This is a genomic window from Desertivirga arenae (assembly GCF_017355785.1).
GTDB classification, from domain to species: domain Bacteria; phylum Bacteroidota; class Bacteroidia; order Sphingobacteriales; family Sphingobacteriaceae; genus Desertivirga; species Desertivirga arenae.
This window is the reverse complement of record NZ_JAFEWE010000001.1, coordinates 618419-631942: the sequence shown is the minus strand read 5'-3', so window position 1 is coordinate 631942 and position 13524 is coordinate 618419. Positions and strand designations below refer to the sequence as shown.

General features: G+C 39.6%; 11 protein-coding genes. 4 read left to right on the top strand and 7 right to left on the bottom strand.

Annotated features, from left to right (window positions below; genetic code table 11):
* Window positions 1-37: 37 nt before the first annotated feature.
* Both J4N24_RS02530 and J4N24_RS02525 read right to left on the bottom strand, forming a co-directional pair.
* Window positions 38-2392, bottom strand: a complete 2355-nt coding sequence (locus J4N24_RS02530) for a GumC family protein (protein ID WP_207532058.1) — start codon at window positions 2390-2392, stop codon at window positions 38-40.
* Window positions 2393-2419: 27 nt separating this feature from the next.
* On the bottom strand, window positions 2420-3190 hold the full coding sequence (locus J4N24_RS02525; protein ID WP_207532057.1) for a polysaccharide biosynthesis/export family protein: 771 nt from the start codon (window positions 3188-3190) through the stop codon (window positions 2420-2422).
* Between the two features lie 528 nt (window positions 3191-3718).
* On the opposite strand from J4N24_RS02525, the gene J4N24_RS02520 reads away from it, so the two are divergent.
* Window positions 3719-6148 carry a glycosyl hydrolase family 28-related protein gene (locus J4N24_RS02520; protein WP_207532056.1) on the top strand — a complete coding sequence of 810 codons (2430 nt, stop codon included), beginning with the start codon at window positions 3719-3721 and terminating at the stop codon, window positions 6146-6148.
* Window positions 6149-6307: 159 nt separating this feature from the next.
* Here the strand turns inward: J4N24_RS02520 and J4N24_RS02515 are convergent, their stop codons facing one another.
* From J4N24_RS02515 to J4N24_RS02495, 5 genes are all read right to left on the bottom strand, one after another.
* Window positions 6308-7480, bottom strand: a complete 1173-nt coding sequence (locus J4N24_RS02515) for a baeRF7 domain-containing protein (RefSeq protein WP_207532055.1) — start codon at window positions 7478-7480, stop codon at window positions 6308-6310.
* A gap of 11 nt (window positions 7481-7491) precedes the next feature.
* Window positions 7492-7725, bottom strand: a complete 234-nt coding sequence (locus J4N24_RS02510; protein WP_207532054.1) for a hypothetical protein — start codon at window positions 7723-7725, stop codon at window positions 7492-7494.
* Window positions 7726-7748: 23 nt separating this feature from the next.
* A complete protein-coding gene (locus J4N24_RS02505; protein ID WP_207532053.1) occupies window positions 7749-8543 on the bottom strand; it encodes an SDR family NAD(P)-dependent oxidoreductase in 795 nt (264 codons plus the stop codon).
* Window positions 8544-8707: 164 nt separating this feature from the next.
* The gene (locus J4N24_RS25820) at window positions 8708-9598 is read right to left on the bottom strand and encodes a diacylglycerol/lipid kinase family protein (RefSeq protein WP_207532052.1); all 891 of its coding nucleotides are present in this window, start codon (window positions 9596-9598) and stop codon (window positions 8708-8710) included.
* A 10-nt stretch (window positions 9599-9608) separates the two neighbouring features.
* Window positions 9609-9944 carry a MerR family transcriptional regulator gene (locus tag J4N24_RS02495; RefSeq protein WP_207421469.1) on the bottom strand — a complete coding sequence of 112 codons (336 nt, stop codon included), beginning with the start codon at window positions 9942-9944 and terminating at the stop codon, window positions 9609-9611.
* A gap of 124 nt (window positions 9945-10068) precedes the next feature.
* On the opposite strand from J4N24_RS02495, the gene J4N24_RS02490 reads away from it, so the two are divergent.
* The 3 genes from J4N24_RS02490 to J4N24_RS02480 all read left to right on the top strand — a co-directional run bounded on the left by J4N24_RS02490 (window position 10069) and on the right by J4N24_RS02480 (window position 13507).
* A complete protein-coding gene (locus J4N24_RS02490; RefSeq protein WP_207532051.1) occupies window positions 10069-11013 on the top strand; it encodes a helix-turn-helix transcriptional regulator in 945 nt (314 codons plus the stop codon).
* 77 nt (window positions 11014-11090) lie between these two features.
* Window positions 11091-11438, top strand: a complete 348-nt coding sequence (locus tag J4N24_RS02485; protein WP_207532050.1) for a c-type cytochrome — start codon at window positions 11091-11093, stop codon at window positions 11436-11438.
* Window positions 11439-11632: 194 nt separating this feature from the next.
* Window positions 11633-13507, top strand: coding sequence for a PAS domain S-box protein (locus J4N24_RS02480; protein ID WP_207532049.1), 1875 nt, complete (start codon window positions 11633-11635; stop codon window positions 13505-13507).
* Window positions 13508-13524 lie beyond the last annotated feature (17 nt).

The following is a 13524-nucleotide window of genomic DNA, read 5'->3' as shown; positions in this document are numbered from 1 at the left end:
CTTACAGAGTAAGGCTGATCTTAAAACTTTCAACTAACTAGTCGGTGATAGCTAATCGACGGGACATGTCTTTCATCACAGAACGTATTGTGTTTTTTTGTCCGTCAACGTAATATCCATAACCGTATCTGTGTTCGCCTTTCATCTGAACGCCGTTAAATACGATCTTCATTTTAGGCATTTTGTTCTCCTTGTGCAATTGCTCAATGAATTCCAAATGAACCTTATAAGTATAGTTTTGTCTAACTAAGTAAAGGGCGGCATCAGTTAATCTTGAAAGCACTAATGCATCTGTTACCAGATAGATTGGAGGAGTATCTATAAGGATATCATCGTATTCTGTTCTCAACCAGTTAATTAATTCGTCAAGTTCCACTTGTTCCAATAACTCGGATGGGTTATCAGGAATGCTTCCTGTAGGGATGATGGACAAGCCGGCATGGAATTCTGATGGAATAATGATCTCCTGTTTGCTTGCGCGTCCTTGCAGGAAGTCGCTCAGACCTTTTTGCTGATCCATGCTGAAGTTCTGAGAGATCTTTGGTTTACGCATATCAAGCTCAAGAATGATGGTTTTTCTTCCTGATGCAGCAAGCGTTACACCCAGATTACTGGTTACAAAGCTCTTTCCTTCGCTCGCAATACTGGAGGTGATCAATGTAACACGGCCTCTGTCTTTTTTATTATGCAGGTATTGCAGGTCGGTTCTTAAAGATCTGAACTGTTCACCTACAATATATCCACTCTTTGGTTGGATAACGATCGGAGAATCTGATTCTTCATAAAAGAGCTCTGTCGACACGGGGACGTTAGTAAGCAACTCGATGTCTTTTACTGAAGTAACACGGTTGTTTAATAATCTGCGGCCGAACAATAATCCTGTAGGAACAAGAAGACCCGCAAGAAGAGCGAAAGTATAAGCTAAGGGTCTTTCAGTTCCGTCGACATAAGCCTCGTCAACAGTTTTACTGAAAGCAAGGTTTGAACTTGATCCCAATGCAGCTTCTTCTCTTTTTTGCAAAAGGTACACGTAAAGGTTTTCTTTAATGCTTTGCTGACGTTTAATGCTCACTAACTGACGCTCATCACTTGGAAGCTCCTTGATGCTCGACATGAACCTATTATTATTTGCTTGCAGTTGATTGCGTGTAGAAGCCAGGGAATTTTTCATGGTTCTTACATTCTCTCTGATTGCAGCCTTTGTACTTGCAATTTGATTGTCGATAGTTGCAAACACTGGGTTACCTTCAGGTGTGGTAGCAAGTAACTGTTGGCGTTTTAATTGAAGTTCAGCCAGGCTGTTGATCAGTGAGGTGAGGTTCGGATCAGAAACACCGATAGTAGATGGAGCTCCATTAGGATTATTGGTAGAAAGATAATGTTCAATTCCACTAATAATATTTAGTTGAACATTTACCTCACTTAAGTTAGCGTCATTGTCTTTTACACTTTCCAGGTATAGCTTGGATTCTGAAGAGATGTCAGTTAATCCCTTGCTGCTTCTAAATCCTTCCACATCTTTCTCTACTGAATACAGCTCTTTTTTCAAAGATGCCAGACGATCATCAATAAATTTCAGTTCATCGGCAGACATTTGTTTCTTCTCATCCTGAGCAGAGTTGTTATATGCCGTAATTAAGTTATTCAGGACATCCTTACCTCTTTTTACATCCTTATCTTTCATGCTAAGCTCTACCACTGAAGCTTTTTTATTCATTTGAAAAGCTGAAACTGCATTAAGATATCTGCTGGTAACAATTTCTGGGTCTTCAACAGTGATTCTTACCGTTTGTCCGATATACTCATCAAACTCGGGGGTTTTCTGAAGTCTCCATGAACCGAATTTATTCTTAAGGGTGTTATTGAAAGAGAAGGTTTTTGAATCGCCGTCTTCGCCCACAAGCTCAAACTGATTCTGATCCTTAATCAGGATTTCGAACGTTGATTTTGTAAGCAGTCCTGTAGGTTTTACAATATTAAACTTAACAGGTGTTGTAGAGTAGATCTCATCATCGAACAACTTGCCAGGTACCTGATAATTAGCCCATAACTGTAGCTTGTCTACTACCTGGCTCATTAATTCACGAGATTCTATAATTTCTATTTCGTCCTCAACATTTTTTCCGCTTTGGTAAGGCATTAGCATGTCTTTCAATGCCGCTTGCGAATTTCCGTTATCTTTCTGGTCTTTAATAAGCAGCTTAGCTTTTACCGTGTATTTGGGCTGATTGTATTGCAGGTACAGATATGCCGCTGTAATAGAGAGTGCCAGGCAAAGCAGAAATAATGGCCAGTGGTAAAGATATTTCGCAACTGCGTCTTTTAAACTCCACGAATCATTTTCATCATGGCGGCCACTTACAGGTGAGAGTAAAATTTTTTCAGTTTTCATAGGGGGTAAGATAGATTACGTGTTACGTTAGTTACGAGTTATTACGATAACTGCGATAGATAACGCTGAAAGCAAAAGACTTAATGTACGGTAACTGTTGTCAACACTTGCGTATTTGTTTTTTCCAGGTTGCACGTATATAACGTCATTGCTTTTTAAATAGTAATATGGTGAATTAAATAAGTTTTTGGATGTCAGGTCCACGGGAATAAACTCACGTGTACCATTAGTTTCACGTATGAGCGTAATGTTATTGCGCAGCGCTGTTATATTCAGGTCTCCGGCCATACTTACTGCTTCAGGAATTGTAAGTCGCTCATTTTGTACCTGGTAAACACCTGGTCTGGCAACATCTCCCATTACGGATACCTTAAAGTTTATAAGTCGGATGTTCACTACCGGCTCCTTTAAGTATTTCAAAAGTTCTTTGCGGAGATTGTCTCTCACTTGTGAGGTTGTTAAACCAGATACCTTAAAGTTGCCCACCAATGGTAATTGAATTTCGCCTTTACGATCAACCAGATATCCAATTACAGGATTGTTCGGGTTGTTCTGATTTGTTCCGGTTACGGTGTTAAGATTGTAATTAAAGATAGCAGAAGCTTCGGGGTTTAAACTGCTAACATTGATCCCCAAAATATCTTCAGGCTGAATAGTAAGCGGCGTGAAGTTGTTGATAGCTTCCTTGCTGGATTTGTTCTGCAAATCCTGGAAGTAGGCTGTTTTTCTGTACGAGCCACAAGAAGCCAGGATCGTTAATAAAACAATGATGTTTAATAGAAGTACGTTTCTTTTCATTTTCCAATTTGTTTTTCAGGTACTAGCTTAGAATTGCAGGGGTAAGGACTGCATTTTCCAAGTTTTTCAAAGTAAATAGCGGCCTAAGGCCTTTTTTTAAGTGTTTTTTTAAAAATTCATTTTAATATTATTTTTTTGATGTTATTAATACTAAAACGAACTCTTGGATATATAATTCCTAATTGAAGGAATTGTTTTATGAAAAAATAAAAAACCAAAGATACCGATTTCTCAGCTAGCCGGATTTTTATTTTTCAAATTTTTGATGATGAATTAATGTTCAAACAGCTTTAATTGTTTTGGCGATCTGGTGACTTTTTCTACACTTTTTTTGCACATTCTATTTTTCCACTATGGCAAGTGCTTCTTTTAAAGCCTTTTATTAGGTTTTTCGAAATATTGAAATTTTTGGCACGGTCTTATTTTTTCTGCCGCCACATCTTATTGCCTTGATTCTTCCATTAAGAATTTTGTAACATCCACGGAATCAACTCCGTAAAGAATGCCAAGTGTGAATGAGTTTATTTTATGAAAATGTTTTATCGGGGGCTTCTTGTCTTTACCGCCCTGAGCTTCTTTGCTTGTAAGAAAGACAGTCTTAATTCTATTGATGAGCAAGAGTTTCAAATTACAGAAAAAGTAGGGGTTGTTTCTGTTAACGGTATTTCATTAGATGGGGATGGATTAACCGATTCGAGATCGCAACTTCAAAGTCTTGTAAATGCTGCAGCGTTAAAAAATGAGGTGCTTGTACTTCCTCAGGGAAAGTTCCGCATTTCTGATGAGATTATCCTGCCTTCAAATACTTCTATAGAGGGTTCAGGTGATGGAACCGAAATTGTGTTGACCAACGGTTCAACTTCTAACAGGAATGTTTTTAGAATTCCTACCAGAACTACGAATGTTAGGATCAAGAATATCCGTTTGAATGCGAATCAGGATCAGAATACGGGGTCTAAACTGGCTGCCCTGTACGTTACAGATAATACCAGTGGAATTTATGCCGAAAACGTAACCTTTGTAGGAAGCCGTGACGGAGGTTCTGCCGAAGTTAAGGGTATGAATGACTATCCTGTTGTTGGTATTTCTTTCATCAATTGTTGGTTTGCACAAGGTGGTCGTTCTGATCTTGAAATACGTGGTGCAAAAGACGTGGTAATAAAAGGTAATTATTTTGAGAAATGGGCGGGACAAGGTGCATTATCACCAGCAATTGCTTTAACAAGTCAAAATAACAGCAATGTTAGTATCTCTGGCAATACTTTCATTAATAGCATAGGAAGCTTGGGAGCTATTCAGTCTGCTGCTGCAGTGGTTACAGGAGCAAAGATCGAGGGTAATATTTTCAATGACGCTAAAAATATTGGGGGAAATGGCGTTCTTGGATTTTTCAATTCATCATCTGTTATAAACAATAGTTTTGGTGGTAGCTTAAATATCAAAAACGGAGGTATCACCTTAACGGGAACAGATAACGTAACTACACCTAACAATTTTTCTGCAACTATTTATCCGTATACAGAGAAGTTAAGTGCGGGCACTTCTTCTGGAGGTACTACAACGGCTCCAACAACCACAACTCCGGTAGTTCCTGCTCCTGCAGAGCCTGCTGCTGCAGAGGTAACTTCAGGTACTGGGATGGCTGTACCAAATGCAGTAGGTTTGACTGGAGATGGATCTACGAATAACCGGACTGCTCTGCAAAACCTGGTTAACTCTTTTGCTTCAAAAGGTCAAACCCTGGTATTGCCTGCGGGAAAATTCCTTATCTCTGACGAGATCATCATTCCTTCCAATGCATCAATAGAAGGCCAGGGAGAAAGTACTGAAATCTTTTTAAGTAATGGTTCTGCTTCCGGAAGAAGGGTTTTCAGGGTTCCTACACAGAAAAGCAACATCAAGATCAAGAATATTAAGTTAAATGCAAACTTCGCGGGTAATACCGGTGCTCAGCTAGTTGCAATGTATGTAACTGATAATGTAAATACAGTATATTTTGAGAATGTTACTTTCTCTGGAAGTCGCGATGCAGGTACTTTAACGGTTAAAGGTTTAAATGCTTATCAGGTTACTAACTTAAGTATCATCAACTGTAAGTTTACAGATGCGGGACGTAGCTTAGTAGAACTTAGGGGTACAAAAGATGTTACCGCAACAGGGAATCAGTTCACTCGCTGGGGATTACAAAATACTTCATCTCCTGCGTTTCAATTACAGAGCCAGGATAACATCAATGTTACTATTTCGGGTAATACCTTCACTAATACAAATGCCATTCAGTTTGCTATAGAGTGTGCAGCCGCATATGTTAGAAATGCAACTATTGCCAACAACACTTTCAATGACCCTAATAATTTGGGAGGAAATGGTATTTCCGGTTATTTCAGAAATACTACGATCACTAAGAATGTAATGAACGGTGGTGTGGGTAATCACAGAAGTGGTTTAGAGATCTTTGGACCTTACAATACTCTTAGTTATAATACGATCGCGGCCGGAAGTATTGCAATTTCGGGAGGTATTGGCGAGGATGCTACCATGGTTACGATTGCTAATAATACCGTAAAGACTAAAGGTGCCAATACCGGAGGAATTCAGTTAGGTGGAGGAAGTTATAACCTGAATAACGTTAAAATAGCCAATAATATCGTTGATACCAGACTGTCTTCAGGAAATTCGTCTGCAATTGTATTGGGTACTTATAATGCTACACGTGTAGTATCAGACATTACAGTATCTGGCAATACTGTATACACGAATGCTCATTGTGTACGCGCTCAGGCTTTAGCAGGCAGTAAGAATATCTATATTAATAACAATGACTGGAAGGTTGGGTATACCTGGTTAGGTATGATCACTAATACATTTTCAAATGTTGTTGTTAGTGGAAACGTGAATGAGCTGGCAAATACTTTAGTTAGCTATAGTGTTTCTATGACACCTATTGCAGTGAATTAATTCGATAGACAATTAAAAAACTAAAAGCCGTACAGTATTCCTGTGCGGCTTTGTTTTTGCGAAAGATTTTATGGAAGCCCGGGTTGATTTTGGGCGGTTTGCTAATCAAGATGAAACTAAGCCTATCATTGGAAAGGCTTAGTTAACACCATGAACAATTTAAATAGCAAACCTTAAGAAAGCAGCAAGAGGACTTTGTGTAGGCATTTTCTCCCTGTCGAGTAAATGGACCTCTCCTCCGTTAATTATTGTTTTGAAGATCGCCTTATTGATCAGGCATTCATCATTTTCCTGTTTTTGCTGATGAATTACCAGTTTGTTGTCTTTTTCATCAAAAGTGCCCCAGATATGCTGGCCTTTTTCGACAAACAGATCGGATACTTGTGCATAAAAGGCAGCCGGGATGATATCCTCAGGGGTTGTGAACGAGAGCCTGGTAGTAGTATTATCGTAAAAGTTTTTAAGAGCTTTGTTGCAGTATTCTCTGAAATACGTCGCCATTTTATCTCTTATTTTTAAATAAAGGCTATGACGTTCTTCATGCTGATAGTTTCCCTGTAAGGCTACCTCAGAAATATGCTTATAGTTGGTAATCTGCTTATATAAGCCAATTTCATAATCTACAGCAGCAATTACCAAAGGAACATGTTGGTTGTGCAGCACTTCAGTCCAAAGAGTCTGGTCAACTTCTTTCAGGTATTGAACCAGGTATTCGTCTTCATCTGAAAGTCCTGAACCATGGCCATGGAAGTTAGCTCCAACCACTGCGCGTTCACCTGCAGCTGCACCGGCACGGCGATGAGTCTGCCTTTTTTCTTTCAACTCAAAGGGCACCACATCATCCATTCCATAAGGGAGCCCTTCTACCTCCAGTTTTTTCATTTCGAACTGGTCGGCCTCGTAGAACTTACAGTCCTGCTTACTTAATACGAGGATATAGAAGCGGTGTCTGCGTTCCATTACAGGAAGTAGCTGGTTTAGCAAGAATGAGCTGTTTACCAGGAGCTCTTCCTTTACTGGTAGGGGTAGTTGGTATACTTTAAAATACCCGTCGGCCAGAAACACAGCCAAACCTTCCGATTGAAAGTTCCAGAACTCTTCATTTTTAAGAAGTTCGAAACCCGGTGTAAGAATGGACTCTACCTGTCTGCTGTCGAGCCCTTTTCCAGTTAGCTCTACTTTAGCTTTCTGCAAATTATTTTTAAAAACGATCTGGTCATATCGTTCGTTCACTGCAATTCCGGAACTATGTGTCGGAATGTAAATGCTTATACAATTATCAGCGTGATAATTTCCAAGCGCGGTAAATTCCTCTTTAGTTATTATCTCCATAAATTGAATGTCTAATCTTGTCTGTTCACATCATTATCGTCACCTTTATCCGTATGTCTGTTAATATGACGGACATTTACATTTGCCGCTGGTTCGTCAGGGCCGTCGAGATACTTTTCAGATAACTCATTATCCTTGTCTAAATCGTTAATAGCAAATGCATCTCTTAAACCTGTGCTTTCTTTCGGAGAACCAGTTGGCCTTCCTTTGGCCGGGTGGAACGATCCGTTCTTATCTTTTCCCATAATGTTAGATGTGATTTGTTTAATTATTTTGATTTATCTTCTTCCATATATTTTCGTGCCATTTTTGTAACTGCTTCATTAGGCATTACTGTACTCATGGCAGCCTGGGCTCCGACCATAGCTGTTGCGGCTACGTGGTGTTCGCCTTTTAAAAAGCCTTCGTATCCTTCTTTTGCCACCTTTGCTGCATCGTCTGTATTATGTGCAGCCACGGTATGTTCAGCATCAGCTTTATTGAAAAAGTCGGTGTCGGTAGGTCCTGGTATTAAGGAGGTTATCGTAATGTTTGTGTCTTTTAGTTCGTTGATAAGTGCATCCCCAAAAGAAAGCACAAAGGCTTTACTAGCGGCATAAACAGCTAATAGAGGAGTGGGCTGATAAGCGGCAATAGATGCAAGCTGAAGGATTTTTCCTTCGTTCCTTGCTACCATATCTTTTAAATAAAGCTTTGTAAGATGTACTAAGGAAATAATATTAAGGTGTATGATCTCTTTGTCTTTTTCAAAATCTGTTTCCCAAAATAGGCCGCGCTGTCCTATTCCCGCGTCATTAACCAGATAATTGATCTCTATTCCTAAGTCTTGAGTTTCATTATAGACTTCCTCAGCAGCTCCGTCAACAGAAAGATCTTTGGCAATAACATGCACCTGTAAGCTAGCATATTCATTTTGAATTTCTCTTGCCACCTCATTTAGCCTTGCTTCATTTCGGGCAACTAAAACAAGGTTGTTACCGTCTTTTGCAAAAAGCTTTGTTAACTCATAGCCAATACCATTTGAGGCTCCGGTTATAAGAGCTGTTTTGTTGGTTGATTTCATAGATAGTAATTATTAAAAATTAATTCAGGTAGAAATCTTACTCCATAAGTAGCTTGAATAAGAGCTTGTTAATATTTTTTTAACTCGTGAATGGTGAAAGAGTTTTTTAAAATGTGAGATAGTTGCTGAGCTTTTTTCCGCGAGTAAAAATGATTTTGAATCGTTTAGGAGCGATCTTCAGCGGTTTCAGGAACAATTACAGGTAAGGCATGAGGTAAGATCTCCATCTCAAACTCTTTCAATTTTCCTATTACTTCACCATCAATTTGTAAGGTGGTGCGCTTTGATGTCCGGATCTTTGCTTTTTTACACGTTAATACTTCAGCATATTCAGAAGTGTTCAATTTTCCGGTGAACATCTTCCAGGCAATTGAAAGCAATTTGATTCTAGGGAAGGGTTTTATTATGACGAGTTCGAATTGTCCATCATCAACTTTACCTAAGGGGTTGATCACTGCACCTGTACCATATTTAGAAGCATTGGCGAAAGTAAGTGATATTGCCTTCCTTATAATATCCGGTCCATCATCCAGGGTGATATAGAAACGATATTTTTTAATCAGGAAGATTTCATTGAAAAGGTGCCGGGCATAGGTTGTGATCCCGCGGCGGCTATCATTTTCGAATCGCTTGACTACCCTTGCATTCAATCCAACATCAGCGAGGTGGATGCAGAGCTTTTGATTAATATTAAGGACGTCAATATTCTTTTTTACGCCCTTGCTTATAAGGTTTAATGAGAATTCAACATTAGGGATCCCTAATTCTTTAGCCATTCCATTGGCGGATCCAAGGGGGACGATCAGAAGCGGGATGGGTTGATTTATCAGTAATCTCGACAAAAAATTAACCGTTCCATCACCCCCTGCCGCTGCTATAATATCCGGCTGGTATTCTTTGACTTCGTCTAATATCTCCTTTTCACTTATATCTTTATGCAAACGGTGGATTAAGAATTGAAAACCCTGCTGCCGAGATTTTTCTGAAATTACGGCCTCAAAATTTCCCCCTTCTTTTTTCCCTGATTTCGGATTAATAACAAAGAGTACCTTCACTGATGTATGATTACAGCTGTTCCTTCACCTCCAGAAGGAACTGTTTCAGGCGTTCCAACGAATCAATAATCTTTTGGTTTTCTTTTACTTCAGATTTATTGTTTTTTAGATAGTCTTTCGCTCCCTGAAGGGTGAAGCCCCTGTCTTTTACGAGGTTAAAAATAATTTTGAGGTTCTCTACGTCTTCGGGTGAAAAAAGCCGGTTGCCTTTTTTGTTTTTCTTAGGTTGGATGATATCGAACTCGCGTTCGTAAAAACGTATCTGTGAAGCGTTTACATTAAACATTTCAGTTACTTCACCCATGGTGTAGTAGAGCTTGTTGATTTCACGTTCTTTATACGGCATATGCAAAGATAAACAGTTTTAGTTTAATCAGATTAGTTGAACCCCGGCTTCTGTATTTTAACTTTGAGTGCGGGTATGTTTTCTAAAGTTTGCTAGCTTTACCCAAGCTCAGTTCTGTCATAAAATGAATCGTATTGACCGTATATCTGCTATCCTTATCCAACTTCAAACCCGCAGGGTAGTGAAGGCTCAGGATATTGCAGAGCGCTTCGGCATTAGTCTTCGTACTGTTTACCGGGATATAAAAACGCTTGAAGAGGCTGGTATTCCTATAATTGGGGAAGCTGGTGTAGGATATTCTCTAGTAGAGGGATTCAGACTTCCGCCTGTTATGTTTACACGGGAAGAGGCGACTGCTTTTCTTACGGCGGAAAAACTGGTAGAGCAACTAACAGATTCTTCTTTGAAAGCAGATTTCACTTCTGCGATGTATAAGATTAAAGCGGTATTAAAATCCACCGAGAAGGATTTCCTTGAAGAGATCGATTCGAGCATCACTGTGTTGAAGTCACGTCGTAAAAGCGAAAGTACACTAGAACTAAACTTATTGCAAAATACATTGAAGAGTATTTCGGGGAAGAAGGCCTTACACATCAACTATTTTACTTTCTATCGCCAGGAAGCATCTGAACGGATCGTGGAGCCGGTAGGTGTATTTTTTCTCGACAATTACTGGCATTTAATCGCCTGGTGCCGGATGCGGCAGGACTACCGGGATTTTCGGTTAGACAGGATTTCAAACATCAGCCTTACTGAATCTTCTTTTGAAAAAGAGCATCTCTCGCTGCAGGAGTATTTAGACTATAAACCGAGGGAACACAATGTAAAAGAAGTAGTGCTACTGGTCAGCAAGAAAATTCATCATTATCTGGAAGGGCAGAAATACTATAATGGACTGATCTCGGAAAGGACCGTTGGAGATAAAGTAGAAATGCATTTTCTTACCGCCTATCTTACAGGTTTTGCACGCTGGTACTTAATGTTTGCTGACCGGGCAGAGATTGTTTTACCAGTAGAATTAAAGGAAGAAGTAAGAAGTATAGCAAGCGGAGTTTTAACAAGTTTGTGACATGAAGGGTAGTGTACAATTTTGTAAGATTAAATAATGGGAATATTTATACATTAGGGATGACACAATCAATTCACATGAGAAAGGTTTACATATTTTTATTTATTGGAGCCAGCTTCCTTCTCCAGCTTTGTACCACGAAGAAGAAAGCCCAGAATGCTACAGTTGCTACTAAAGTTACTTACGTTACAGATATTCAACCTTTAGTGGTTAAACACTGTTCCCCCTGTCATATTCCTCCTCAGGGTAAAAAGGAACCTTTGAACACCTATGCTGCAATGAAAGCGGAGATTGATAATGTTATCGAAAGCATTAAGAAGAACCCGGGAGAACATGGATTTATGCCGGCAAGAAGAGCTAAATTATCTGACTCTACTATTCTCGTGTTCGAGAACTGGAAAAAGGGGGGATTACTGGAGCAGTAATAACGAATAAAGCAAAAAACGCTGTTTGGTTATGCCAGGCAGCTTTTTTTGTTCTTCCTCAAACTTTTCAATGAAATTATTTCTCATTTTTTTCACAAACAGCCTGATTATCTTTAAGTTCAGTTCGTTATGATCAGTAAATTGTCTAAATTTAGATATCCTTTATCATCTACTGACATCTTGAGCCCTATTGAATGATCGTCGAAAATTCGTCTACCAGTTACTATCAAATTTTAAACAGTTTACAGGAGGTAGTTTGGGTGTGCAGCCCAGATTTTTCATGTGTGTTTTTCAATCGCATGGCTCTGGAATATTTTGGCGAGGAGGGACAGAAAAACCCTACCCATCAATTTTTTCATCCTGATGATTATTCAGACTTAAAACTTGCTTTCAGTGTTAGTTTTGATAGCGTTGAACCCTTTGCCGCACGGATAAGATTACGTCGAAAAGATGGAAATTATTTTTGGCACTATCTGCGTATGAATCCTGTTGAGCAAAGGGGGGACCTGTGGTTAAATATGGCTCTGAATATCGAAGCTCGTGTTGCCCAGGAGAAGGAGCTTGAGAGGAGCAGAGAAACACTCGAATCGGTACTCGAGAACTCCCCTGAAATTATCCTGATTAATAACTACGAAACCAACGAATACGTTTACACCAACAAAGGCCTGGATAAGATCCTGGGGTTTTCCGCCGAATTTATCAATTCATTGGGTGAACGTTTCTTTGAGGAATATATACATCCCGAAGATATTCCGAAAGTGAAAAACTGGCTGGAAAGAGCAGCTGTGCAGGCTACCGACAGGAAATTATTGCACCGGATCAAGGATATTAATGGCGAATGGCATTGGGTGACAATGAAGTCGGTGGTATTCAAGAGAACGGAAACCGGGCATGTACAGGAATTGCTTAGTTATTTGTCTGATGTTACTTTCCTGAAAGAGACAGAAGAGAAACTACAGGAAAGCCTGAATTTTGTGGAGCAGATCACCAGCACTTCTCCCGATTTAATTTTAGTATATGATGAGGTAGGCGAGAAAGTGGTCTATGCTAATCAGGTTTATTGTTTCTTAGGCTACCTCATAGACACGCTTAAAAGTAAGGAGGATTCTGTGATCTGTAAGATAATTTATCCTGAGGACCAGAAAGTGTACCTTGAGTTTCGTGAAAAATGTAGGTTGGGACAAAGTAAAGGGCTGCTGGAGGTGGAATACAGAATTTTCAATGTTCAGGGGGAGCTTTGCTGGATAAGAGAGCGAGGCAGGGTGTTCAGTATAGATGATCAGGGCGGGGTTAGTCAAACTATCTCAATCATACAGGATATCACCGAGAGCAAAAAAGCAGAAGAAAGACACCGGGAGAATACATTCCTAAACAAACTATTAGAGAAGAAAGACGAGTTTATGAGCGTTGCAAGTCACGAACTTAAAACGCCCATTACTACTATGAAAGCTGTTATTCAAATTGTAAAGCGGCTTATTGAGAAGCATACTGACGAGAAAACCCTATTAATCTTTATAGGAAAAGCAAATCAACAGGTGAATAAACTTACCTCACTTATTTCAGATCTGCTTGATAATGCTAAAATTCAGGCAGGAAAGATGCTTTTAAGCTATTCAAGCTTTTCTGTAAAGGAATTACTTGAGGATTGTGCTTCTCATATGACGGACCATCATGAAATCAAGGTGTTTAACAGCGTAGTGGGAGAGATAGAAGGGGACAGGATTAGAATAGAGCAGGTCTTGATCAATTTTTTAAGCAATGCCATCAAATACTCTCCGGAAGGTAAAGAGATCATTGTAAGGGCCGGGGAAGAAGGCGGATCTGTAAAAATCTCTGTTACCGATTTTGGTATAGGGATACCAGAAGAAAAGATTCCTCATGTTTTTGACCGGTTCTACCGTGTGGATAATAAGTCACAGGAGTTTTCGGGCCTGGGGTTGGGACTATATATAGCAGCGGAAATTATCAAACAGCACGGTGGAGAATATGGTCTGACATCAGCCATTGGTAATGGTTCTACGTTTTGGTTTACCATCCCGGTGCGTCGGCATAAAGAAGTTCAGATGTAATCTACTACCTTTGCTGA

What these genes read in the sequence shown, in the direction of transcription:
- J4N24_RS02530 (WP_207532058.1), bottom strand. Translation starts at nt 2,392, where the DNA reads ATGAAAACTGAAAAAATTTTACTCTCACCTGTAAGTGGCCGCCATGAT.
- J4N24_RS02525 (WP_207532057.1), bottom strand. Translation starts at nt 3,190, where the DNA reads ATGAAAAGAAACGTACTTCTATTAAACATCATTGTTTTATTAACGATC.
- J4N24_RS02520 (WP_207532056.1), top strand. Translation starts at nt 3,719, where the DNA reads ATGAAAATGTTTTATCGGGGGCTTCTTGTCTTTACCGCCCTGAGCTTC.
- J4N24_RS02515 (WP_207532055.1), bottom strand. Translation starts at nt 7,480, where the DNA reads ATGGAGATAATAACTAAAGAGGAATTTACCGCGCTTGGAAATTATCAC.
- J4N24_RS02510 (WP_207532054.1), bottom strand. Translation starts at nt 7,725, where the DNA reads ATGGGAAAAGATAAGAACGGATCGTTCCACCCGGCCAAAGGAAGGCCA.
- J4N24_RS02505 (WP_207532053.1), bottom strand. Translation starts at nt 8,543, where the DNA reads ATGAAATCAACCAACAAAACAGCTCTTATAACCGGAGCCTCAAATGGT.
- J4N24_RS02495 (WP_207421469.1), bottom strand. Translation starts at nt 9,944, where the DNA reads ATGCCGTATAAAGAACGTGAAATCAACAAGCTCTACTACACCATGGGT.
- J4N24_RS02490 (WP_207532051.1), top strand. Translation starts at nt 10,069, where the DNA reads ATGAATCGTATTGACCGTATATCTGCTATCCTTATCCAACTTCAAACC.
- J4N24_RS02485 (WP_207532050.1), top strand. Translation starts at nt 11,091, where the DNA reads ATGAGAAAGGTTTACATATTTTTATTTATTGGAGCCAGCTTCCTTCTC.
- J4N24_RS02480 (WP_207532049.1), top strand. Translation starts at nt 11,633, where the DNA reads ATGATCGTCGAAAATTCGTCTACCAGTTACTATCAAATTTTAAACAGT.